This is a genomic window from Exiguobacterium sp. 17-1, assembly GCF_023096305.1.
Taxonomy (GTDB): domain Bacteria; phylum Bacillota; class Bacilli; order Exiguobacteriales; family Exiguobacteriaceae; genus Exiguobacterium_A; species Exiguobacterium_A sibiricum_A.
In genome coordinates, this window is the sequence record NZ_JALIGJ010000001.1 from 871,104 (window position 1) to 893,600 (window position 22,497).

At 48.5% G+C, this 22,497-nt stretch carries 20 protein-coding genes and 1 riboswitch; of the genes, 17 read left to right on the forward strand and 3 right to left on the reverse strand.

Translation table 11 applies throughout. The features are described 5' to 3' along the window. Positions 1 to 20: 20 nt before the first annotated feature. A complete protein-coding gene (locus tag MUN34_RS04255; RefSeq protein ID WP_026827962.1) occupies positions 21 to 1,715 on the reverse strand; it encodes an Rqc2 family fibronectin-binding protein in 1,695 nt (564 codons plus the stop codon). A 168-nt stretch (positions 1,716 to 1,883) separates the two neighbouring features. On the opposite strand from MUN34_RS04255, the gene gmk reads away from it, so the two are divergent. The 12 genes from gmk to MUN34_RS04315 all read left to right on the forward strand — a co-directional run bounded on the left by gmk (position 1,884) and on the right by MUN34_RS04315 (position 14,658). Further along, positions 1,884 to 2,501, forward strand: a complete 618-nt coding sequence (gene gmk, locus MUN34_RS04260; protein ID WP_234944616.1) for a guanylate kinase — start codon at positions 1,884 to 1,886, stop codon at positions 2,499 to 2,501. A 1-nt stretch (position 2,502) separates the two neighbouring features. Then, on the forward strand, positions 2,503 to 2,706 hold the full coding sequence (rpoZ, locus tag MUN34_RS04265; RefSeq protein WP_012370799.1) for a DNA-directed RNA polymerase subunit omega: 204 nt from the start codon (positions 2,503 to 2,505) through the stop codon (positions 2,704 to 2,706). Positions 2,707 to 2,762: 56 nt separating this feature from the next. Further along, entirely contained in the window at positions 2,763 to 3,953 is a 1,191-nt protein-coding gene (coaBC, locus tag MUN34_RS04270) for a bifunctional phosphopantothenoylcysteine decarboxylase/phosphopantothenate--cysteine ligase CoaBC (protein WP_247856931.1), read from the forward strand. Beyond that, positions 3,950 to 6,274 (forward strand): primosomal protein N', encoded by a 2,325-nt coding sequence (gene priA, locus MUN34_RS04275; RefSeq protein ID WP_247856932.1) that lies wholly within the window; start codon positions 3,950 to 3,952, stop codon positions 6,272 to 6,274. The genes coaBC and priA overlap by 4 nt, the downstream gene beginning before the upstream one ends. 11 nt (positions 6,275 to 6,285) lie before the next feature. After that, entirely contained in the window at positions 6,286 to 7,671 is a 1,386-nt protein-coding gene (gene fmt / locus MUN34_RS04280; protein WP_247856933.1) for a methionyl-tRNA formyltransferase, read from the forward strand. Continuing rightward, entirely contained in the window at positions 7,668 to 9,008 is a 1,341-nt protein-coding gene (rsmB, locus tag MUN34_RS04285; protein ID WP_247856934.1) for a 16S rRNA (cytosine(967)-C(5))-methyltransferase RsmB, read from the forward strand. Before fmt ends, rsmB begins: the two co-directional genes overlap by 4 nt. 24 nt (positions 9,009 to 9,032) lie before the next feature. Then, positions 9,033 to 9,767 (forward strand): Stp1/IreP family PP2C-type Ser/Thr phosphatase, encoded by a 735-nt coding sequence (locus MUN34_RS04290; RefSeq protein ID WP_026827967.1) that lies wholly within the window; start codon positions 9,033 to 9,035, stop codon positions 9,765 to 9,767. Between the two features lie 2 nt (positions 9,768 to 9,769). Continuing rightward, complete coding sequence (gene pknB, locus MUN34_RS04295; protein ID WP_247856935.1) at positions 9,770 to 11,695, forward strand: Stk1 family PASTA domain-containing Ser/Thr kinase; 1,926 nt, start codon at positions 9,770 to 9,772, stop codon at positions 11,693 to 11,695. Between the two features lie 37 nt (positions 11,696 to 11,732). Next, a complete protein-coding gene (gene rsgA, locus MUN34_RS04300; protein ID WP_247856936.1) occupies positions 11,733 to 12,638 on the forward strand; it encodes a ribosome small subunit-dependent GTPase A in 906 nt (301 codons plus the stop codon). A 1-nt stretch (position 12,639) separates the two neighbouring features. Further along, positions 12,640 to 13,296 carry a ribulose-phosphate 3-epimerase gene (gene rpe, locus MUN34_RS04305; RefSeq protein ID WP_247856937.1) on the forward strand — a complete coding sequence of 219 codons (657 nt, stop codon included), beginning with the start codon at positions 12,640 to 12,642 and terminating at the stop codon, positions 13,294 to 13,296. 23 nt (positions 13,297 to 13,319) lie between these two features. Further along, positions 13,320 to 13,426, forward strand: a riboswitch (TPP riboswitch). 63 nt (positions 13,427 to 13,489) lie between these two features. Then, positions 13,490 to 14,050, forward strand: a complete 561-nt coding sequence (gene thiT, locus MUN34_RS04310) for an energy-coupled thiamine transporter ThiT (protein ID WP_026827971.1) — start codon at positions 13,490 to 13,492, stop codon at positions 14,048 to 14,050. Next, entirely contained in the window at positions 14,050 to 14,658 is a 609-nt protein-coding gene (locus tag MUN34_RS04315) for a thiamine diphosphokinase (RefSeq protein ID WP_247856938.1), read from the forward strand. Before thiT ends, MUN34_RS04315 begins: the two co-directional genes overlap by 1 nt. 61 nt (positions 14,659 to 14,719) lie before the next feature. Here the strand turns inward: MUN34_RS04315 and MUN34_RS04320 are convergent, their stop codons facing one another. Together MUN34_RS04320 and rpmB are read right to left on the reverse strand one after the other, a co-directional pair. After that, positions 14,720 to 16,123 carry an amino acid permease gene (locus tag MUN34_RS04320; protein WP_026827973.1) on the reverse strand — a complete coding sequence of 468 codons (1,404 nt, stop codon included), beginning with the start codon at positions 16,121 to 16,123 and terminating at the stop codon, positions 14,720 to 14,722. 140 nt (positions 16,124 to 16,263) lie between these two features. Next, positions 16,264 to 16,452, reverse strand: coding sequence for a 50S ribosomal protein L28 (rpmB, locus tag MUN34_RS04325; RefSeq protein WP_012370787.1), 189 nt, complete (start codon positions 16,450 to 16,452; stop codon positions 16,264 to 16,266). A gap of 283 nt (positions 16,453 to 16,735) precedes the next feature. On the opposite strand from rpmB, the gene MUN34_RS04330 reads away from it, so the two are divergent. From MUN34_RS04330 to recG, 5 genes are all read left to right on the forward strand, one after another. Beyond that, positions 16,736 to 17,098: an Asp23/Gls24 family envelope stress response protein gene (locus MUN34_RS04330; protein ID WP_026827974.1), complete on the forward strand. Its 363-nt coding sequence runs from the start codon at positions 16,736 to 16,738 to the stop codon at positions 17,096 to 17,098. Between the two features lie 25 nt (positions 17,099 to 17,123). Further along, the gene (locus tag MUN34_RS04335; protein ID WP_481804373.1) at positions 17,124 to 18,797 is read left to right on the forward strand and encodes a DAK2 domain-containing protein; all 1,674 of its coding nucleotides are present in this window, start codon (positions 17,124 to 17,126) and stop codon (positions 18,795 to 18,797) included. Positions 18,798 to 18,888: 91 nt separating this feature from the next. Next, positions 18,889 to 19,551: an L-serine ammonia-lyase, iron-sulfur-dependent subunit beta gene (sdaAB, locus tag MUN34_RS04340; RefSeq protein WP_012370784.1), complete on the forward strand. Its 663-nt coding sequence runs from the start codon at positions 18,889 to 18,891 to the stop codon at positions 19,549 to 19,551. Positions 19,552 to 19,555: 4 nt separating this feature from the next. Continuing rightward, positions 19,556 to 20,452, forward strand: a complete 897-nt coding sequence (gene sdaAA / locus MUN34_RS04345) for an L-serine ammonia-lyase, iron-sulfur-dependent, subunit alpha (RefSeq protein ID WP_026827977.1) — start codon at positions 19,556 to 19,558, stop codon at positions 20,450 to 20,452. Continuing rightward, positions 20,436 to 22,466, forward strand: a complete 2,031-nt coding sequence (recG, locus tag MUN34_RS04350) for an ATP-dependent DNA helicase RecG (RefSeq protein ID WP_026827978.1) — start codon at positions 20,436 to 20,438, stop codon at positions 22,464 to 22,466. Before sdaAA ends, recG begins: the two co-directional genes overlap by 17 nt. The last annotated feature ends 31 nt before the right edge of the window (positions 22,467 to 22,497 follow it).

Here is a 22,497-nt window from a genome sequence, read left to right on the forward strand (position 1 = left end):
AACGAGGACGACGTTTTGGTTTAAGGTGTGCGCAATGACTGGACGAGATCGGCATCCGGTGTGACGTAAAGTGTCGTTTGATCCGTATAGATGACGAATCCGGGTTTTGCACCACTCGGCTTTTTGACATAACGGAGTTCTGTGAAGTCGACCGGGACTTGGCTCGATTCACGTGCTTTTGAATAATAAGCGGCGACAATTGCTGCTTCTTTCAGTGTCGTCTCATCCGGCTGTTCACTGCGGATGATGACGTGTGAACCAGGGATATCTTTTGTATGCAACCATGTCTCGGAACGGCGTCCGAATTTAAAGGTCGCATAATCATTTTGTTTATTGTTTTTCCCGACGAAAAATGGAATGCCGGTCGAAGATTGGTACGCCTCAAGTTTCGGGACGAGGGGTTTCTTTTTCTTTTTACTGCGCTCCCGAACGTAACCTTCTTCGACGAGCTCCTCTCGCATCTCCCGAATATCTTCCGGTGAAGCGACATCGAGTTGTGCCAGCAATGACTCAAAATAATTGATTTCGAGCTGATTTTTCTCGAGTTGTTTCGCCACTTCGATTTTAGCGGTCTTCAGTTTGTTGTACCGTTTGTAATAGCGTTGGGCATTTTCATTCGGTGAAAAGCGGGGATCAAGGGCAATCGTAATTTCCTTGCCGTCCTCCTCGTAATAATCCACGACCGTTGCTTCTTTCATCCCACGTTCGAGCTGGTACAGGTAGGTCGTCAATAATTCCCCTTTGTGTTTCAGTTCGTCCATCTTTTCAGTGGCGGCGAGATCACGCTCGAGTTTCGTTCGTTTGAGGATATTTTTATCGTATTCACTTTTAATGAACCGTTCCAAGTCGGCAGCTTGTTGTTTGACACGATCCCGGTTCGATTTCTGATGGAAAAACGCATCGAGGACGTCTCCGCTGGTTGCGAACGTCTTTTCTTCAGCAATCTCTCCGTGGTGTAGCGCGACAGGAGAGAACCGTTCTTTCCCGTTTGTGAGACGCTGGAAATAATAAGGACCTGTCAGTTCGCCCAGTACGGAATGAATCGCTTGCGCAAGTGACGTCCGGTTCGAGAGTCCGGCCCGTGACACGATCTCAGCAGTGATCTGTGGTGAAAAACCACTGAACAATCCTAATAACTGACGGTCGATCTTTCCGGCATTCCAATCAATCCGGTGTAACGTCTGTTCGATGTCACCAGTCAGCGGATCGACCTTATCTTGTTCCGGTGGCAATTGATACTGTAAACCCGGCATGATGGTCCGGAATGTATTTTGGCTGAGCGGAAGATGTTTGATGGCATCTAAAATTTTATCTTGTCCATCTGTCAGCAGGATGTTGGAGTGACGGCCCATCAGTTCGATGTACAGCTTCTTGGCTTCTTCGTCTCCGAGTTCGTTTCGTGAACGGATCCGCATTAAAATGACCCGGTCACGTCCGAGTTGTTCAATCGATTCGATGAAGCCGCCTTCAAGATGCTTCCGGAGCATCATACAAAACATCGGGGGTTCGCTTGGATTACTGGTCGACTCCGATGTCAGATGAAGCCGGGCGTACATCGCATTGGCCGATGCGAGCAACATCACGTTTTTTCGTTCTGCCCGGACACTGAAAATCAAATCGAGTGCATACGGTTGATGTATTTTATTAATCCGTGCCCCAACGAGCGGTTGGAGTTCCCGGACGACACGTGTCGTCATTAGTCCATCAAAAGCCATGATATTACCTTCTTTCTTGATTTCGTTTCCACTTTCTAAAGGTAACAGAAAGTGCACGGTTATGGTATGATTAAGCAGTCGAGCTGAAAAAGACCACTTGCGAACTTCCTGTCTCTACTGCTAATATGAAACAATGTGAAGTTTGTTAGATGGAGGGGTTCTGAAGTGATTTTTAAAGAGCGTGGCTTATTACTCGTATTGTCTGGTCCGAGTGGTGTCGGTAAAGGAACGGTTTGCCGTGCCTTACGCGAAGACGAAGACAACAATTTGCACTATTCGGTGTCATGTACGACACGCAAACCGCGTGAGGGAGAAGTGGATGGTGTCCATTATTTCTTCAAGACACGTGAAGAATTCGAAAGTATGATTGCCAATAACCAATTGCTCGAGCATGCGGAATTCGTCGGCAATTATTACGGTACACCCGTCGAATGGGTCAACAAAATCTTAGATGAAGGAAAAGACGTCATCTTAGAAATTGAAGTGCAGGGTGCGATGCAGGTTAAGGAACATTTTCCGGAAGCTGTTTTTCTGTTTTTGGCTCCGCCAAGTCTACAGGAACTCCGTAACCGCCTCGTTGGACGTGGAACGGAATCAGAAGAAGTCATCAAGCAACGTCTTCTTGTCGCTAAAGAAGAAATTGAGATGATGGATGCTTATGATTACGTCGTCACGAATGATGAGATCCACAAAGCATGTGACAGAATTCAAGCAATCGTCACTGCAGAACATTGTAGCCGGGAACGCGTTGCGTCCTTGTATAAAAAAGCCATGGAGGTCAAATAACATGTTATATCCATCAGTAGACAAGCTTCAAAAGACGGTCCCTTCGAAATACACAATCGTGACGGTCGCAGCGAAACGTGCGCGTCAAATCCAAGACGGGAAACGCGTGAAAGTAGCGAACCCGAAATCATACAAACCAGTCGGAAAAGCGCTCGAAGAACTCTTTTCTGGTGAAGTCGTGGTTACGAACCAACCGCAAGACTAATTTTGAAGCAGCCACTCCTCATTGTGGCTGTTTTTTTCAATAAGGAGGAATTCATCATGCTAACGAATCGTAACATCCTATTATGTGTCGGAGGAGGAATCGCCTCATATAAAGCGGCGGCCTTGGCATCCAAACTCGTTCAGGCCGGGGCGAACGTTCAAGTCGCGATGACGAAGAATGCCCAACAATTCGTCGGAAAAACGACGTTTGCCGCGCTGACGCGGAAACCGGTCTATGATGATGTCTTCATTGAGCATGATGCATCCAAGATTGCCCACATCGATTTAGCAGATGAAGCCGATTTGATTGTCGTTGCTCCTGCAACAGCCAATCTGATTGCGAAACTTGCCCATGGGATTGCCGACGATTTCATCACGACGACCATCTTGGCTGCGAAATGTCCCGTCGTTGTCGCTCCGGCGATGAACGTCAACATGCTCGAACATCCGGCGACGGTAAGAAATATGGACCGGCTGATGGCAGACGGAGTCCACTTGATTGCACCCGGCGTCGGAAATTTGGCATGTGGTTGGGTCGGAAAAGGACGGTTGCCTGAACCGGAAGAATTGGTCGAGACATTATCCGGTCTTTTTGAAACTAAAAAACTGGAAAACCGTCATGTGTTGATCAGTGCCGGTCCGACGGTGGAACGAATTGATCCGGTTCGTTATTTGACGAATGATTCGTCTGGAAAGATGGGCATCGCGCTTGCAGAAGCAGCCCGGGATGCCGGAGCGGCCGTCACACTTGTTCATGGTCCGGTCCGTGGAACATTGCCGACCGGCATGACGACGATTGCTGTCGAATCTGGTGAGGAGATGCTCGAAGCGATGTTAGCCGTCTACGACAAACAAGATTTAGTCATCATGGCAGCGGCGGTCGCAGATTATCGCCCGACCGTCCGGTATGATCGTAAACAAAAGAAAATCGATGGACCGTTACGGATTGAACTGGAAGAGACGACCGATATCTTACGAACGCTTGGTGAGCGGAAGACCAAACAGGTTTTAGTTGGTTTTGCAGCAGAAACGGAAAACCTGGAAACACATGCGCAACAAAAATTAATTCGAAAACAGGCGGATTTTATCGTAGCGAATGATGTCTCACGTACGGATATCGGTTTTTCAAGTGATGAAAATCAAGTCACGGTTTACGGTAAAAATAGTGCGGTCGTTCATTACGATCAACAATCGAAGACCCGGTTGGCAACCGCATTAATCAAGCAGTTCGCAGAGGCATTACGATGATTGCCGAAGTCATCGTCGATGTCGCCGCTGCGACGGTCGATCGACCATTTGACTACGAAGTACCGGACTTATGGCGTAATCTTGTCGTTCCCGGTATGCGTGTCGAAGTCCCGTTTGGTCCGCGGGCATTACTCGGAATCGTCGTAGCCGTGAAGAATGAAACGGAGCTCGCCCGGATTAAACCAATCGTGCGTGTCCTCGATGAGACCCCGACGTATACGGAAGAATTGCTTCGACTGTCGAGTTATTTGTCAGAGACGACCCTTTGCTATCAGGCTACCGCGCTTCTTGCGATGTTACCGGCGGCCTTAAAAGTCAGTTATGATAAACTGATTTTAACGGAAAATCCGCGACGGATTCACTGGAATCAGAAGAAAATCAGTCAGTTTCCGAGTGAGATTCAGCAACAGGTTTTAGTGGCTGCCCAAAAGGGAGAGGTGGACCTTCAACCGATCGTCAAAGAAAAGAAGACGTCTAAAACCGATAAGCGGATTCGTCTGCTGGATGCGACGATTGAATTATCGAAACAAGCTACCAAACAGATCCTGTTTCGTGATTATCTGATGGAACGTCCGGAAGTGTTATGGAGTGAAGTAATGCATGAACTCGATTTGACCGTCAGCATTCTCAATAGTCTGGAGAAAAAAGGTGTCATTACGGTTGAGACGATTGATGTGAACCGGAATCCATATGAACATCTTGTCCAGGATATCTTCGTTCCGTCGACGTTGACGACGCATCAGCAGGATGCCGTCGATGCGATTACGGCACCGGATGAAACCAATACGTTTTTACTCCATGGGGTGACCGGAAGCGGGAAAACGGAAGTGTATCTGGAGTCGATTCATACCATGCTTGAACGAGGGCGTCAGGCCATTCTGCTCGTACCGGAGATCAGTTTGACACCGATGATGGTCAAACGTTTTAAACGACGGTTCGGTGACCGTGTCGCCGTACTTCACAGTGGGTTGTCGTTAGGTGAAAAATACGATGAATGGCGAAAGATTTCGCATGGAGAAGTGGACGTCGTTGTCGGGGCACGATCTGCGATTTTTGCACCGTTGACGAACATCGGTGTCATCATTTTAGACGAAGAACATGAAACGACCTATAAACAAGAAGAAAATCCGCGGTATCATACCCGGGATGTGGCAACATGGCGAGCGGCATACCATAAATGTCCCGTCGTCCTTGGAAGTGCGACGCCGATTCTAGAGACGTATGCACGTTCTCAGAAAGGAGTCTATCGTTACCTCCCTCTAAAGGAACGTTTCGGAGGCGAACTTCCACCGGTCGAGATCATCGATATGCGAAAAGAACTGGAACGCGGCAATCGAACACCGTTCAGCCTGCCGCTCGTCGAAGGAATCAAACAGCGCATCGAGCGGGGCGAACAGACGGTCTTGCTCCTCAATCGACGGGGATACACGACATTCGTGCTGTGTCGGGATTGCGGAGAAACGCTTCAATGTCCACATTGTGCCGTCAATCTGACCTATCATCAACACCAAGATTGTCTGAAGTGTCATTATTGTGGATTTGAAGCAGCGATGCCGAAAACCTGTCCGTCCTGTGAATCGAAAAAAATTCGGCAGTTCGGTACAGGAACACAAAAAATCGAAGAAGAACTGGCACATTTAATTCCGGAAGCCAAAATCATTCGCATGGATCAAGATACGACGTCACGCAAAGGAGCGCATGAAAAATTATTGAATGCGTTTGAGCGTGGCGAAGGAAACATCTTGCTCGGGACACAAATGATCGCCAAAGGGCTTGATTTTCCAAACGTGACACTGGTTGGTGTCATTGCGGCGGATGCAACACTCGGAATTCCCGATTTTCGAGCGAGTGAACGAACGTTTCAGTTGATTACACAGGTTTCAGGTCGGGCCGGTCGGGGAGCACTTGCCGGACAATCGATCATCCAGACGTATAATCCGGATCATTACGTCATCCAAACGGCAAAACGACACGACTATGAAGCATTCTATAAGCGGGAAATGCAATTGCGCAAGTTAGGCGGTCACCCGCCCTTCTGGTTTTTAGGATTGATCACGATTTCAGCGGACCATCCGCTCGAAGCCCAAGCAGAAGCAGAAGCGATTGCCGGAGAACTCCGGCATTTGGAATCAGACGACTTGATTGTCAACGGTCCGCTCGAAGCCCCGCTCGCACGATTGAAAAACATGTATCGCCAGCAGGTGATTTTAAAACATAAAGGTCAAGAAGAGGTACGGGAGGCACTCCGGGCGATGCTTGCGTTACGCATCAAACAAAAAGTCCAAGTAACAGTGGATTTAAATCCATTTGTATTCATGTGAGGTGGCAAACTATGTATAAAGTTGTAGAAGTACCAAATGAAGTGTTGCGTCAAAAATGCCAACGGGTAACGAAGTTTGATAAGAAATTAGGAAAAATGATTGATCGTATGTTCGACACGATGTATGAATATGACGGCGTCGGACTAGCAGCTCCGCAAATCAATCACCCGATTCGTGTCGCCGTCGTCCATACGGATGATGAGACGGGACCCGTCGAGCTGATTAATCCGGAAATCATCGAAGCATCCGGTTCAGAAATCGATGACGAAGGGTGTTTGAGCATGCCGGGGATTTTCGGACCGGTCGAACGGTTCGAGCAAATCGTCGTCAAATCACAAGACCGTCTTGGACGAAGTGTCAAAATTAAGGCGAACGGTTTTTTTGCACGGGCGATTCAGCACGAAATGGATCATCTGGATGGTGTATTGTTTACGGATAAATTAGTCGAAACAGAAGCATCACCTCGCGTCGTCTTCATGGGGACGCCGGACTTTGCCGCAAATACGCTCCGTGAAGTGATTGATGCCGGCTATGATGTCGTCGGTGTCGTCTCCCAGCCGGATAAACCCGTCGGACGAAAACGTGAAATCAAACCAACACCGGTGAAGGAAGTTGCGCTGGCTCACGACATTCCCGTCTTACAACCCGTTAAAATTCGGGAGGATTATCAAGAATTGCTCGACTTGAAACCGGACTTGATCATTACGGCCGCTTACGGACAAATCGTTCCGACAGCCGTGCTCGAAGCACCTCGATATGGTGCAATCAATGTTCATGCTTCCTTATTGCCGAAGTATCGCGGCGGCGCTCCGATTCATCAAGCCATCATCGATGGTGAAACGGAAACGGGAGTCACGATCATGTATATGGTGGACCGATTGGATGCAGGTGACATGTTATCAAAAATCATCGTGCCGATTGAAGAACGTGATACGGTCGGAACGATGTTCGACAAACTCAGTGCTGCCGGTGCCCGATTATTAATCGAAACATTACCGCAGTTGATTGCGGGAACGTTGACACCGGAAGCGCAACGGGAAGAGGACGTCACGTTTTCTCCGAATATCAGCCGGGAACGGGAACGACTTGATTTTTCACGTCCCGGAGAAGCGTTATACAATCAAATTCGCGGAATGAATCCGTTCCCGAGTGCCTATACGATGCTTGGTTCAGACCGTCTGAAAGTCTACTTTGCTGAAAAAGTCCCGGGTCACGGAACGGCGGGCGAAATCATTGCCCTCGAAGCCGACGGACCGGTCATCGCAACCGGATCAGATGTCGCACTGAAATTAGTAGATGTACAACCGGCGGGTAAAAAACGGATGGATGGTGCCACATTTATGCGTGGTGTCGGACAGACATTGACGATTGGACAGAAAGTAGGCGAACAAGCATGAACGTCAGAGATGCAGCAGTAACAACTTTATTAAAAATTGGTCAAGGTGGGGCGTTCTCCACGATTTCCGTCCACCAGATGCTTGAAAAACGTGCCATCTCAAAAGCGGATGTCGGCTTATATACGGAACTGGTGTACGGAACGCTTAGCCGTGAATTGACACTCGACTATATTTTAGAACCGTTCTTAATGAAACAAAAGAAGCTGGACCCATTCATGCGTCCGTTATTACGGATGAGTGTCTATCAACTGTTTTATCTCGACCGGATTCCGGATCACGCCGTCATCAACGAGGCAGTCGAGATTGCCAAGACACGCGGTAAACCGCATATCGCGAAAGTCGTCAACGGTGTGCTGCGTAACGTCCTTCGACAAGGAAAACCTGATTTCTCAGCGATTCCTTCAGTGATCGACCGGATCAGTATCGAAACAAGCCATCCGACATGGCTCGTCGAACGGTGGATCGAATTGTTCGGAGAAGAAGAAACGTGGCAGATGTGCCGACTGAACAATGAACCGGCCCCTGTTACCGTCCGTGTCAACCGGACCCGGACAGACAGACAAGAAGCGATTGAATTACTGGAAGCACAGGGTGTCAGTGCGAAACCAGCCCATGCGGCACCAGACGGGCTCGAAATCATCAGTGGCAGTGTGCAACAGACGGATCTGTTGGAACGCGGTTACTTGTCGCTCCAGGACGAAAGTTCGATGCTGGTTGCTGCCGCGTTAGGCGCACAACCGACGGATCTTGTCTTGGACAGCTGTGCGGCTCCGGGTGGGAAAGCGATGCATATCGCCGAAGGTTTAGCGACCGGTTCGTTGTTGGCGCTGGATCTCCATCCTCATAAAGTGAAATTGTTAGAAAAACAGGCAGTTCGTCTTGGACTGGAAAATGTTCAGGCGGAGGCACTGGATGCCCGCCAAGCAGGAACACGTTTTGAGGCGGCATCGTTTGATCGGGTGTTGGTCGACGCACCGTGTTCAGGACTCGGTGTCATTCGCCGGAAACCCGATATCAAGTGGACGAAACGTCCGGAAGATTTAACGCAGTTGCCGGTCATTCAGCGGCAGATTCTCGAAGCGGTTCTTCCACTGGTCAAACCGGACGGAACCTTCGTCTATTCGACCTGTACGATGGATCCGCTCGAAAATGAGCAGCAAACGGACTACATCCTCAGCCAAGGATTTGTTTTTGACGAGACGTTCAAAGCGCGGATGCCGGAAGCCGTTCAATCGTTGATTGGTGAACGGGCTGAATTAAAATTACTCCCGACATCGCTTGGTACAGATGGTTTTTATATCGCTGCATTCAAAAAAATGAATGAAACAACGGGATAATCAAAAACGAAGAGGAGGACGGGTATGGAGTTAGCTTATTTGACGACGACTGGAAAGGTCCGTTCAAAAAATGAGGACACGGTTTTATTGGTAGGCGATGCAACACAAGGATTAGCTGTCGTCGCTGACGGCATGGGGGGACACGCAGCCGGTGAAACGGCGAGTGCCATCGTCAAGCAGATTTTTGCCGAAGCATACGCAGACATGCCAAACCGCCCGATGGAGTTATCTTCCTGGATCGAGCGATTAGTGAAAGAAGCCAATACGCAGATTTTACGTTTTTCCCAAGTCGAAAATTTGTCGATTGTCGGTACGACGATGGCCTGTGTCTGTTGGTCGGATGACCTACTTGTCATTGGACACGTAGGGGACAGCCGCGTCTACGCCCTGGAAGAAGGACGATTGAAACAACTGACGGATGATCATTCCTATGTCAACATGCTCAAACAATTAGGGGAATTATCGGAAGCCGAGCTTGAAAATCATCCACGCCGTAATGTCATTACACGATCCGTCGGTTCGAACGAATCCGTTGATGTCGACATTCAAGTCCGGGATGCACCGGACTATGATATCGTGTTAGTGTGCAGCGACGGTTTATCGGATGAGGTTCCTCATGAAGTCATCGAGCGGTTGCTTCAAGAAGATGCACCGCTCGATACGATTGTCGAACGCCTCGTATCCGAGGCGAATGACCGGGGAGGCGCAGACAACATTACGATTGCTGCAATCCGTTTTAAAGAAAGAGAGAGGATCTGAATATGCGTTACGGAGATCGATTGAACGACCGCTACCGCATAGAACGGTTAGTTGGAAATGGCGGAATGGCAAACGTTTATCAGGCATATGATGAAATCTTGAATCGAACTGTCGCAATCAAAATTTTACGTACTGAGTTTTCGCATGATGAACAATTCATCCGTCGATTTGAACGAGAGGCACATGCTGCGACGAGTTTAAATCATCCCAACATCGTCGCGGTTTATGACGTAGGAGAAGAAGAAGCGATTTATTATATCGTAATGGAATATATCGACGGTATGACACTGAAAACGTATTGTGAAGGGCGGGCATTACCGGTCACAAAAGCGATTGACATCATCAGCCAAATTTGTGATGCAATTGACCATGCCCATGCCCACCGGATTATTCATCGCGATATCAAACCACAAAATATGCTGGTTCGTGAGGATGGGACCGTCAAGGTGACTGATTTCGGCATTGCGGTCGCCATGTCGAACGCGACCCTGACCCATACGATGTCAGTCTTAGGATCCGTTCATTATTTTTCGCCGGAACAGGCGAAAGGGAAATTTGCGGATGAAAAATCAGATATTTATTCGCTTGGAGCCGTTTTGTACGAACTCGTGACGGGACAAGTTCCGTTTGAAGGCGATTCACCCGTTGCTGTCGCGCTGAAGCATCTGCAAGATACCGCACGCCGTCCGACTGCGTTGAATCCAGCCGTACCGCAAGCTTTAGAAAATTGCATCATGCAAGCTCTCTCTAAAGCACCGCATGATCGGCAACAAACGGTCGCTGCCTTCAAAGAAGATATGGTGACCGCGATGTCAGCTGAACGGGCAAACGAAGGCATCCGCGGGGACGATTTGATGGAAAAAACGATGGTGCTCAGTCCGGTGTCTTTGCCACCAGAAGATATCGAACAAACAGCACCCGTTCCAAAGGTCGCTACCGTTATGCCGAAACCAGAAAATAAAAAGAAACGCACGTGGTGGATCATCTTATTGTTGTTGTTGATAATGGGTGGAGCCGCAACGACGTTTGCCATGTGGCCTGACCCGACGGTCGTTGTACCGGATGTCACGAGTAAAGATGCCGATGACGCGGAAACGAAGCTTGAAAAAATGGGATTCATCGTGGAATCGACTGAACGCTCAAGTGATACTGTGGAAGAAGGGTTCGTCATCAGTCAGTCACCTCGTAAACAGGCGACCGTCAAAAAAGGATCGACAGTGGATTTGATCGTCTCGACAGGAAGCGATCCGGTCGAGGTGCCGGACGTCTCAGATGAGACAGAGAAAAAAGCAATCGCCATCTTAAAGGACAGCGGTTTTGAAAAAGTTGATGTCGAACGGGAAGACTCTGAAGACATCAAACGTGGAAATGTCATCCGACAATCCATTTCAGCTGGAACGGAAGTCATCGCGAAAGAACAGATGATTACCATCACGGTCTCAAACGGATCACCCGTATTTGTTCTGAAAGATTTGACTGACTTATCGAGTGCTGAAGCAAAAGCTTATTTGGATGAGATGGGACTGGACGGAACGTTTGAACAGGAGTTCTCAAGTGAGGTCGCGCTGGATCAAGTGATTCGACAGTATCCACAAGCGGGTGCGCAAGTGGAGCCCAATGATTCGGTGACCGTCTTCATCTCACGCGGCGAAGAAGAAAAGACCATCACGGCGACGTTCCCTGAGAAAGTAGTCTATGATGGCGTCAGTGAAGACGAAGAGCCTGCGCCACGTCAACTTGTTCGGATTGAGACGGAAGATGCCAAAGGGAAACGAACCGTCATTGAAGAATCGATTGATCAGGATGAAACGTTTGATGTTCCATTGACGATTGATCCGGGAGAAGAAGGTAAGATTACGATTTATAAAGATGACGAAGTTTACCGGGCGAAGACGATTACGTACAACCAGGCAAAATCACAAGAATAACGAGCAGGATGTTAATCCTGACAAAGGAGGGCGTAGGATGGCAGAAAGTCGAATTGAAGACAATCGGGATGGAACGATTATCCGCTTACAGGGTGGATTTTATGATGTCATGACGCCTCAAGGTGAAATCCGTTCACGGGCACGCGGTAATTTCAGAAAACGGGGCATCAGCCCTGTCGTCGGCGATGAAGTTGTGTTACACATCGAAAGTGAGACCGGATATATACTAGAAGTAAAGGACCGTCAAAATTTCTTGGTTCGCCCACCAGTTGCCAATATCGATCAAGCTTTGTTGGTCGTATCGGCAGCAGAACCTGATTTTTCTGCCCATCTGTTGGACCGGTTTTTAGTGTTGATTGAAGCAAAGGAAATTCAACCGATCATCATCTTGACGAAGATGGACTTGTTACAAGGTGAAGCCGAACAGGTGGTATTGGAAGCAATTGCCGCTTACCGGACCATCGGATATCACGTCATTGAAACGTCAAGTGAGACATTGGCCGGAGTCGAATCCGTCCGTCCGTTGTTAAAGGATAAAACGAGTGTCCTGGCCGGACAATCCGGTGTAGGGAAAAGTTCGTTGTTGAACGCCTTGGAACCTTCGTTGGCACTGGAAACGAGTCATATTTCGAAGGCGCTTGGTCGTGGACGCCATACGACCCGCCATGTGACCTTGATCCCGCTTGGCGAAGGATTGATTGCAGATACCCCGGGGTTCTCGAATCTCGATTTTCCGCATGAAATGGAACTCGAGGAATTACGTTGGTGTTTTCCTGAATTTGTTGCTTTACAGGACGAATGCAAGTACCGGGGCTGTCTGCACTTGAATGAGCCCGGTTGTGCCGTTAAACAAGCCGTCGAGACACATGAGATCATGGTCTCCCGGTATACGAATTATGGTATGTTTGTAGAGGAAATCAAGAATCGGACACGGAGGTATTAAGATGATTAAAATCGCACCATCAATCTTATCAGCAGATTTTGCAAATTTAGAACGGGATGTCAAAGCCGTTGAAGCGGCGGGAGCCGACTATATTCATTTTGATGTCATGGACGGTCAGTTTGTTCCGAACATTTCCTTTGGCCTCCCTGTCCTAAGCAGTTTACGTCAAAAAACAGACATGGTTCTCGACGTCCATCTCATGATTGATCGTCCGGAAAACTTTGTCGAAGCCTTCGTTGCAGCAGGTGCTGATATCGTAACCTTCCACGTGGAGGCGACGAATCATGTCCATCGTGTTCTGCAACAAATCAAAGCAGCAGGTGCGAAAGCGGGAGTAGTGCTCAATCCGCACACGCCACTTTCGACGATTGAACATGTACTCGAAGAAGTCGATATGGTCTTGCTGATGACGGTCAATCCGGGTTTTGGCGGTCAAGCGTTCATTCCAGGTGTGATGAAGAAATTAAATCAACTGGCTGCAATGAAAGCAGAACAAAATCTATCCTTCGAGATCGAAATCGATGGTGGAGTCAATGCGGAAACAGCGAAATTATGTATCGAGAATGGGGCAAACGTTCTTGTTGCAGGTTCCGCTATCTACAATGCGCCGGACTATTCAGAAGCAATCACTAGTATTCGAAATGCTGCTCACGTATAATAGGAACAGAATCAAAATTAAATGATGACCGCAAGGGGTGTCGCGTCAAGCGGCTGAGAGAAGTGATTGGACTTTAACCCTTCGAACCTGTTCCGTTCAGACGGACGTAGGGATGTGGCGCACGCAGGCAGTACGGCGTTCGTCGTACTGCCTTTTTGCCGTCCTGCGATTTTATTTTTAGGAGGAAAAAAAGATGAAACGGCTACAAATGTTAATGGAAATTGCAATCTTTGCAAGTCTTGGTGTGGTATTCGATTTATTAATCCCATTTAAAATGCCGCAAGGTGGTTCAATTAGTTTGGCAATGTTGCCAATCTTCGTCATGGCCTTTCGTCATGGTGTCGTCGGTGGGGTCGTGACAGGCGCACTTGTCGGAACGATCCAACTGATGTTCGCTCCGCAAATTCTGACGGTCGTTCAGCCGTTACTCGATTATACGATTGCGTTTGGTGTCGTCGGATTGAGCGGATTATTCGCACGGCAAGTTAAAAAAGCAGCAGCAACCGGGAAAAATGGCCGTTTGATGGCGATTGTACTAGGTGCGACATTGCTTGGTGCGGGCTTACGTTATGTGTGTCACGTCATCAGTGGAATCGTGTTCTTCGCTGAGTATGCGGAAGGTCCAGTTGTCCCGTATTCGTTGATCTATAACGCGACGTATATGGTTCCATCGTATCTGTTATGTGGTATTGTCGCAGGACTCCTGTTTACGACAGCACCACGACTTCTTCGTTATTCAGCACGAGGTGTCTGATGCGGGTCGTGATTGTAGCGGCCGGTCCGGCGGAAGACATCCCGTCCCTAAAGCCGTTTATGGATGAGAAGACGATTGTCATCGCTGTCGACGGAGGTGTCACCGTGTTGGCACAACAAGGTTTCGCTTTTGACTTGGCCATCGGTGACTTCGATTCGCTCGGATACAAACCGGAAGGAGCCATCATCCATCCGGCTGAAAAGGATGAGACCGATTTGGAACTGGCTTTACGGTACGTCAGTCAGCAGTATGAAGCAACGGAAGTGTTGGTATTCGGTGCGACCGGAGGACGACTCGATATGACGCTTCAAAACGTCTATCTGTTAAAACAATTTCCGGCAGTCCGCTTGATGACGAAGCGGGAAGAGGTCCGTTTCTTACAACAGGGGCAGTACACTCTCCAGGCGGACCAGTATCACTATTTGTCCTTCATCCCGCTCGTTCCGACACGTTTGACACTCCAGGAGGTCAAATATCCGCTGGTGAACCATGATGTGCCGGTCGGCGGATCCTTGACCGTCAGCAATGAATGGACAGATCAAGGGGCGGCGAACGTGACGGTGCATACCGGTGAAGTAATTGCTTTACGAAGTTTGTCAGACCGTTAAAAAATGTGATCGGCTTTAGGATATCCTAAAAGCCGATCACGTTTTTTGGTAGTTTTGTTTTTTAAGATTCCAATGTCGAGCTGGCTGCCTGACGTTCAGTTTGAGCCGCAATATGTTTTCCTTTGACGAACAGATGGTAAGAGGCCCACGTCAAGAGGAAAAATGGAACACCGATGTACAAGGCAATCCGTTGATCTGCTTGGAAAGCCAGACTGATCAGTACAAGCATGTTTAAAGAGAACGAGATGATCGGTAAGACCGGGAAGAACGGGGTCTTGAATTTCAATTCACTGACAGCATGTCCATCTTTGATGAATTGACGACGGAAGGCGATCTGTGAAGCGGAAATCGAAATCCAACCGACTTGCGCACCGAGTCCGGCGAGTGACAACAGCCAGATGAAGACGGTATCTTCCGCGAAAAAGGCAGTCAATAGTGATAACATCGCAAACAGCATCGTAAAGCACAAAGCGCGCATCGGTACTCCGCGTGAGTTGACGATGGCAAGTTTTTTCGAAATCATGCCTTCTTGTGACATCGACCATAACATCCGAGTAGCGGCGTACAAACCTGAGTTTCCGACCGACAGTAAGGCTGTCAACACGACGATGTTCATTAAATCAGCTGCATAAGGAATTCCGATGGCATCGAAGACCATGATGAATGGACTGCTGATGCCGCCGGCTGTTTCATAAGGAATCAATGCTCCGACAATCGTAATCGACAGGACGAAGAAGATGAACGTCCGCCAGACGGTATTACGAATTGCTTTTGGAATCGATTTTTCTGGATCGTTCGATTCTCCGGCAGCAACGCCGATCAATTCGGTCCCTTGAAACGCAAAGTTGACGGCAATCATCGTTGTCAACACCCCGAGGGCACCGTTCGGGAATAATCCATTTGAAGTAAAATTGGCAAACAAACTTTCCGGACGTGCTGCCGTCATATCAATCCAGCCAAACCAAGCCGCTCCCCCGAGCACGATGAAAAATAGAATGGCAAGGACTTTCAGACTCGAGAACCAGAACTCGGCCTCCCCGAAGGCTTTTGCGGATACCGCATTGAGACCGAATAAAATGACGGTGAAAATGGCACACCAGATGACGATTGGTGTATCCGGAAACCACCGGTCCATCAGACTGCCGGCTGCCGTGATTTCGAGCGCTACCGTGACAGCCCAACCCAGCCAGTAAATCCAACCGACGGCAAATCCGATACCCGGTCCAATAAACCGTGTCGTATACGTCTGAAACGATCCGGAAACCGGCATATGGACAGCCATTTCTCCTAAACATAACATGGTCAGATACATGATGGTCCCACCCACGATGTAACTGAGAACCGCCCCGAGCGGTCCCGCTTGCGAAATCGTTAATCCAGAACCGAGGAACAGTCCCGTACCGATAATCCCTCCGAGTGAAATCATGAAGAGATGTCGGCTTGTCATTTCTCTTTTTAACTGCATGTTGACCCTTCCCCCTTGAAAAAAATAACTGCTTGTTTATTGTAAGCGTTTTCAATTGTTCAGACAATTAGTTTATAGGAAAAATAAAAAAAGAACAAAAAAAGAACCGGAAGGGAAGATTCCCATCCGGTTACTGCGCCTTATACGCGTTCGACTTTACCTGATTTGAGCGCTCGAGCTGAAACCCAAACCTTTTTAGGTTTACCGTCAACGAGGATACGTACTTTTTGTACGTTGATTCCCCAAGTGCGTTTCGTTTTGTTCAATGCGTGTGAACGGTTGTTTCCCGACTTCGGCGATTTCCCAGTAACGTAGCATTTACGTGCCATGTGTTCCGCCTCCTTTTATGTTGTTTTGCGTTCGTCCTAATAGACACTTTGCTATCTTAGCATGCTGTTAAGACGGTTGCAACATAAAAAAAGTAGCTGACAAGAAAAAAACTTGACAGACAACCTCAAAATTTAAAATAATGAATGAGGATGATGGTAAAAGTTCATTTGACCGCTACTATTTTTCACATATTCATTGTATAGTCAGTACGGCGACTTTTCAATAGTAGGTCCTTATAGTAGAATTATGAGAAGAACACAATTAACAAAGGGGGCTACTCAAGTGGCGATCGAGATGAAAACGACTTATGGAAAAATTGACGTAGACAACGATGTCGTTGCGCAACTTGCAGGCGGAGCAGCGATGGAATGTTTTGGTGTCGTTGGTATGGCATCCCAGTCGCAAATCAAAGACGGACTGGCTGAACTGCTGAAACGCGAAAACTTTGCACGTGGTGTCATCGTGCGGCAGGTATCGGAACAAGTTCACATCGATATGCATATCATTGTTAGTTACGGAACAAAAATCTCAGAAGTCGCAAACAACGTCCAGAGCCGTGTGAAGTATTCACTCAGCCAGGCACTTGGTTTAGAAGTGACATCTGTAAATATTTTTGTCCAAGGAGTCCGCTTGACGAATGTCTAAGGCGGGAATAGAGGAGGAAACTTTAGTGAGCGTAGATCGTTTAACAGGAGCGCAACTGGTCAAAATGATCCAGAATGGCGCAGCGAATCTCTATCAAAATGCGGATTTTGTCGATTCGCTGAACGTTTTCCCGGTCCCAGACGGTGACACGGGAACAAACATGAACTTGACAATGACGTCGGGTTCGAAAGAAGCAACAAAAACAACGACAGATTCAGTCTCAGAAGTCGCCACGGTTTTTGCACGTGGTCTTTTAATGGGCGCACGCGGGAACTCAGGCGTTATCTTAAGCCAATTGTTCCGTGGTTTCTCGAAATCAATCGAAGGAAAAGATGCGATTGATACAAAGGAATTCGCAGATGCCTTGCAAAAAGGGGTCGACACAGCGTATAAAGCAGTCATGAAACCTGTCGAGGGAACGATTTTGACAGTGGCACGCGAGACAGCTGTCGCAGCGATTGCCCAGTCAGAAACAACGACCGATTTACTTGAGTTGATGCGCGGTATCGTTGAAGCGTCAAAAGTATCACTCGAAGGCACACCAGACTTGTTACCTGTACTTAAAGAAGTCGGCGTCGTTGATTCCGGTGGTCAAGGACTTGTTTGTATCTATGAAGGATTCCTTGCGACACTCGAAGGAAAAGAACTTGAAAAGCCGCATGCACCGGTCATGGAAGCACTCGTCGAAGCAGAGCATCACAAATCGGCTCAAAGCTTCATGTCGACGGAAGAAATTCATTACGGCTACTGCACGGAAATCATGGTTCGTTTCCAGGACGATAAGCTGGCGAAAACACCCTTTAGCGAAGAAACATTCCGCAACGAGCTCGCGGAATTCGGAGATTCATTACTCGTCGTTGCAGACGAAGAGTTATTGAAGGTCCATGTTCACGTCGAAACACCGGGTGAAGTCATCACAAAAGGTCAACGTTTTGGTGAACTCGTTGCCGTCAAAATCGAAAACATGCGTCAACAGCACTCGACGATCCTCGAAGAAGAGGGAGCCAATCAAGTGGCAGCTCCGGTCGCGACGAAAGCAAAAGCACAGTCAGCGCTTGTGACGGTAGCGATGGGCGAAGGAATCAGCGAACTCTTTAAATCACTGGGTGTCAGTATCGTCATCGAAGGCGGACAAACGATGAACCCGTCAACGGAAGACATCGTTAAAGCCATTGAAGATGCCCATGCGGAACATGTCTATGTCTACCCGAACAACTCGAACATCATCATGGCGGCAGAACAAGCGGCATCAGTTGCCTCTTGTGGGGTGACAGTCGTCAAGTCGAAGACAGTGCCTCAAGGACTTGCCGCGACAATCGTCTACAATCCGGAAGCGACAGTCGCCGAAAACGAACGTCACATGATGGATGCGATCGCAGCAGTCAAATCCGGTCAAGTCACATATGCCGTCCGCGATACGAGCATCGATGGTGTCGAAATTAAAAAAGATGATCATATGGCGATTGCTGAAAAGCAAATCATCGCAACGGATCGTTCGAGTCTAGGTGCTGTCAAGAAGCTTGTTGACACACTTGTTACGGACGAAGACGAAATTATCACAGTCCTATTCGGTGAAGGTGTGGCACAAGAAGAGGTCGACGAACTTGTTGCTTACATCGAATCCATTAATCCGGAAGCGGAAGTAGAAGTACATGACGGAAAACAACCGCTTTACTCGTATATCTTGAGCGTCGAATAATATAAAACGTGAACGTACCTTTTCACATATCCCACCATCTGCGATAATAGAGGTGGGATTTTTGTTTAGTTGGAAGAGAGGGGAAAAGAAGATGAAGTACCGGAGTGTATTTGATATCATCGGTCCGATCATGGTCGGACCATCCAGTTCGCATACGGCGGGGGCAGCGCGAATTGGATTAATGGCAGGGAAACTGTTTGGCGAACAGCCGACGGATATTACGATTACGTTTTATGGGTCATTTGCGGACACGTACCGGGGACACGGAACGGACGTCGCCATTATCGGCGGTGTCTTGGGGTATGATACGTTTGACGACCGGATTCCGGAATCCATCAAGATTGCGGAACAAAAAGGAATCCGGATTCATTTTGAAACGAGTGAGGCATTGACGGACCATCCGAATACGGCACGTGTTCATTTGACGGATGGACAGGCGGAGTTTGAACTCGTGGGTATTTCAATTGGCGGGGGAACGATTGAGATTACCGAGTTGAACGGTGTCCCGTTAAAGTTGTCAGGCGGTGGACCGGCCTTGATCGTCCTGCATCATGACCGCTTCGGAGCGATCGCAGCCGTCACAAGTATTTTGGCCGATTATGAAATCAACATTGGCCATATGGAAGTATCGCGTCATGAAAAAGGCAAGCAGGCATTGATGGCTATTGAAATCGATGACCGGATGCCAACTGCCGTTCTCGAAGAAATCAACCGGTTACCACAAGTCGAGCGTTCTGTCATGATGGGAGAGTGAAGAGATGTTTAAATCCGTAAAAGAACTCGTCGCACTGGCGACTGAAAAAAATGTACCAATTTCAGAAATCATGATTGAACAGGAAATGACTGTTCGGCACCTCGAACGGGATGAAGTCCTCGGGATGATGGAACGGAATCTGGAAGTCATGGAAGCAGCGGTTGAACGTTCGCTGACAGGAGACGGCGTCGAGTCCGTTACCGGTCTGACCGGCGGCGACGCTGTCTTGCTGCAACGATACCGCGCGAGCGGTCAAGGGTTATCCGGTGATCTGTTGTTAGATGCCGTCAGTAAAGCGATTGGAACAAATGAAGTTAATGCTGCAATGGGAAAAATCTGTGCGACACCGACAGCCGGTAGTGCGGGCGTCGTCCCGGGAACGTTATTCGCAGTTCGGGAACGCTTGAATCCGAGTCGCGAACAGATGCTACGTTTCTTGTTTACATCCGGTGCATTCGGCTTCGTCGTTGCGAACAATGCGTCCATTTCCGGAGCAGCGGGCGGATGTCAGGCGGAAGTCGGTTCGGCAACGGCAATGGCGGCGGCGGCAATCGTAGAAATGGCTGGTGGAACACCCGATCAATCGGCCCACGCATTTGCGATCGCCCTTAAGAATATGCTCGGACTCGTCTGCGATCCGGTTGCGGGACTCGTTGAAGTACCGTGCGTGAAACGAAATGCCATGGGCGGAGCGAATGCGCTTGTTGCAGCCGATATGGCGTTAGCGGGAATCACGTCACGGATTCCGTGTGACGAAGTCATTGGCGCGATGTATGAAATCGGTCAAATGATGCCATCCGCTTTACGGGAAACCGCAAAAGGCGGACTTGCCAACACACCGACCGGGCGTTGGCTCGAATCAAAAATCTTTGGGGAACTCTCGAATGAATCCATCAAATAAAGTAACTGCATTAAAAGGAGTCGGGCGGGATTTAGCCCGTAAACTTGAAGAAATGGATATGCTGACGATTGCGGACGTGCTTGAGCACGTCCCGTTTCGTTATGACGATTTTGTAACCGGCAGTCTGACAGAGGCCATCCATGAAGACAAGGTGAAATTCACGGGACAGGTCCAATCGGAAGCGCTTGTCCGTTATTACGGAAAAGGAAAAAACCGGTTGACGTTCCGGCTGCTTGTCGAAGACCGTTACAGCGTTACCGTGACGATGTTCAACCGTGCCTTTTACAAAGATCAGTTGAAACTCGGCGAAGAAGTGACGGTCAGTGGCAAATGGGACTTACACCGGATGACGATTTCGGCAACGGAATTACAATTCGGAGCGATTGAAGGGGAATTGACACCGGTCTATTCGCTAAAAGGAGATATGCGGATGAAGACATTCCGGCGGGTCGTTGAACTGGCTTTTGCCGAAAGTGAAACACTCGAAGAACGCATTCCGGATAACATTCGCAAAACGTACCGATTACTGGATCGCATGACGATGTTGCGCCGGTTACATTTTCCGACGACCCGTCAAGACTTGACGACTGCCCGAAGAAGTTATGTGTATGAAGAATGTCTATATTTCCAACTGAAGTTGCAGACGTTACGTCTTGGGAAACGAAAGGGACAAGGTCTTGCTCTTCCGTTATTTCAGGAAGACATCGATCAATTCATCGCGACGTTACCTTTCCCGCTCACGGGAGCACAACAACGAGTGACAGAAGAAATCTTAGCCGACATGCATCGATCGGAACGGATGAACCGGCTTCTCCAAGGGGACGTCGGAAGCGGGAAGACGGTCGTGGCCGCCATTGCTCTTTTTACTGCCGTCCGTGCCGATAAACAGGGTGCATTGATGGTGCCGACAGAGATTTTAGCGGAACAGCATGCCTCATCACTTGCCCCACTACTTGAGCCGTTCGGGATCAAAGTCGGATTATTGACGAGTTCCGTCAAAGGAAAAAACCGATTGCTCCTACTGGAAGCATTGCGGCAAGGTGAAATTGATGTGTTGGTCGGGACCCATGCCTTGATTCAAGATACAGTCGTCTTTAAGGATCTTCATCTTGTCATTACGGATGAACAGCACCGGTTTGGTGTCGAACAACGAAAACGCCTCCGGGCGAAAGCAGATCAGGCAGATGTTCTTTATATGACGGCAACACCGATTCCACGGACACTAGCGATTTCCGTGTTTGGCGATATGGATGTCTCAATCATTGACGAGATGCCGGCAGGAAGAAAAGAAATTGAAACTTATTGGGCAAAACCGGAACAAATGGAACGTGTCTTCGGATTTGTCGAAAAAGAGTTACTGCTCGGTCATCAAGCGTATATCATCACGCCACTGATTGAGGAATCTGAATCACTTGATGTTCAAAATGCAATCGAACTGCATTTGCTTTTGACAGAACGGTTTTCAGCGCAACGTGTCGGATTGATGCACGGCCGGCTCAGTTCGTCAGAAAAAGACGACGTCATGCAGGCTTTTAAGGAAAATCAAGTACAAGTCCTGGTCTCGACAACCGTCGTCGAAGTCGGTGTCAACGTTCCGAATGCCTCGATCATCGTCATTTACGACGCGGAACGGTTTGGTTTAGCACAATTGCACCAGTTACGTGGTCGGGTCGGGCGGGGAGCTGCCCAATCATTTTGTATCCTGATTGCCGATCCGTCTTCCGACACAGGAAAAGAACGGATTAAAACGATGACAGAGACAAACGACGGATTTAAGTTAGCTGAAAAAGATTTGGAATTACGAGGGGCCGGGAACTTCTTCGGAACCGAGCAAAGCGGGTTGCCCCGATTCGTGCTGACAGATCCGGCACTCGATATCCAAGTGATGGAGACTGCACGAAACGACGCAGTTCGCCTGTTACGTTCTGATGCCTTTTGGCAACATCCGGAGTACGCGGTTTTACGGCAATACATCGAACAGCAGGGACTGCTGGACGGAGAAAGAATCGAATAATACTTGAAAGTGAACAACAAGGGATATATAC

Coding starts and splice junctions, on each gene's coding strand:
- MUN34_RS04255 (WP_026827962.1), bottom strand. CDS start 1,715: ATGGCTTTTGATGGACTAATGACGACACGTGTCGTCCGGGAACTCCAA.
- rpoZ (WP_012370799.1), top strand. CDS start 2,503: ATGTTATATCCATCAGTAGACAAGCTTCAAAAGACGGTCCCTTCGAAA.
- coaBC (WP_247856931.1), top strand. CDS start 2,763: ATGCTAACGAATCGTAACATCCTATTATGTGTCGGAGGAGGAATCGCC.
- priA (WP_247856932.1), top strand. CDS start 3,950: ATGATTGCCGAAGTCATCGTCGATGTCGCCGCTGCGACGGTCGATCGA.
- fmt (WP_247856933.1), top strand. CDS start 6,286: ATGTATAAAGTTGTAGAAGTACCAAATGAAGTGTTGCGTCAAAAATGC.
- rsmB (WP_247856934.1), top strand. CDS start 7,668: ATGAACGTCAGAGATGCAGCAGTAACAACTTTATTAAAAATTGGTCAA.
- MUN34_RS04290 (WP_026827967.1), top strand. CDS start 9,033: ATGGAGTTAGCTTATTTGACGACGACTGGAAAGGTCCGTTCAAAAAAT.
- pknB (WP_247856935.1), top strand. CDS start 9,770: ATGCGTTACGGAGATCGATTGAACGACCGCTACCGCATAGAACGGTTA.
- rsgA (WP_247856936.1), top strand. CDS start 11,733: ATGGCAGAAAGTCGAATTGAAGACAATCGGGATGGAACGATTATCCGC.
- rpe (WP_247856937.1), top strand. CDS start 12,640: ATGATTAAAATCGCACCATCAATCTTATCAGCAGATTTTGCAAATTTA.
- thiT (WP_026827971.1), top strand. CDS start 13,490: ATGAAACGGCTACAAATGTTAATGGAAATTGCAATCTTTGCAAGTCTT.
- MUN34_RS04315 (WP_247856938.1), top strand. CDS start 14,050: ATGCGGGTCGTGATTGTAGCGGCCGGTCCGGCGGAAGACATCCCGTCC.
- MUN34_RS04320 (WP_026827973.1), bottom strand. CDS start 16,123: ATGCAGTTAAAAAGAGAAATGACAAGCCGACATCTCTTCATGATTTCA.
- rpmB (WP_012370787.1), bottom strand. CDS start 16,452: ATGGCACGTAAATGCTACGTTACTGGGAAATCGCCGAAGTCGGGAAAC.
- sdaAB (WP_012370784.1), top strand. CDS start 18,889: ATGAAGTACCGGAGTGTATTTGATATCATCGGTCCGATCATGGTCGGA.
- sdaAA (WP_026827977.1), top strand. CDS start 19,556: ATGTTTAAATCCGTAAAAGAACTCGTCGCACTGGCGACTGAAAAAAAT.
- recG (WP_026827978.1), top strand. CDS start 20,436: ATGAATCCATCAAATAAAGTAACTGCATTAAAAGGAGTCGGGCGGGAT.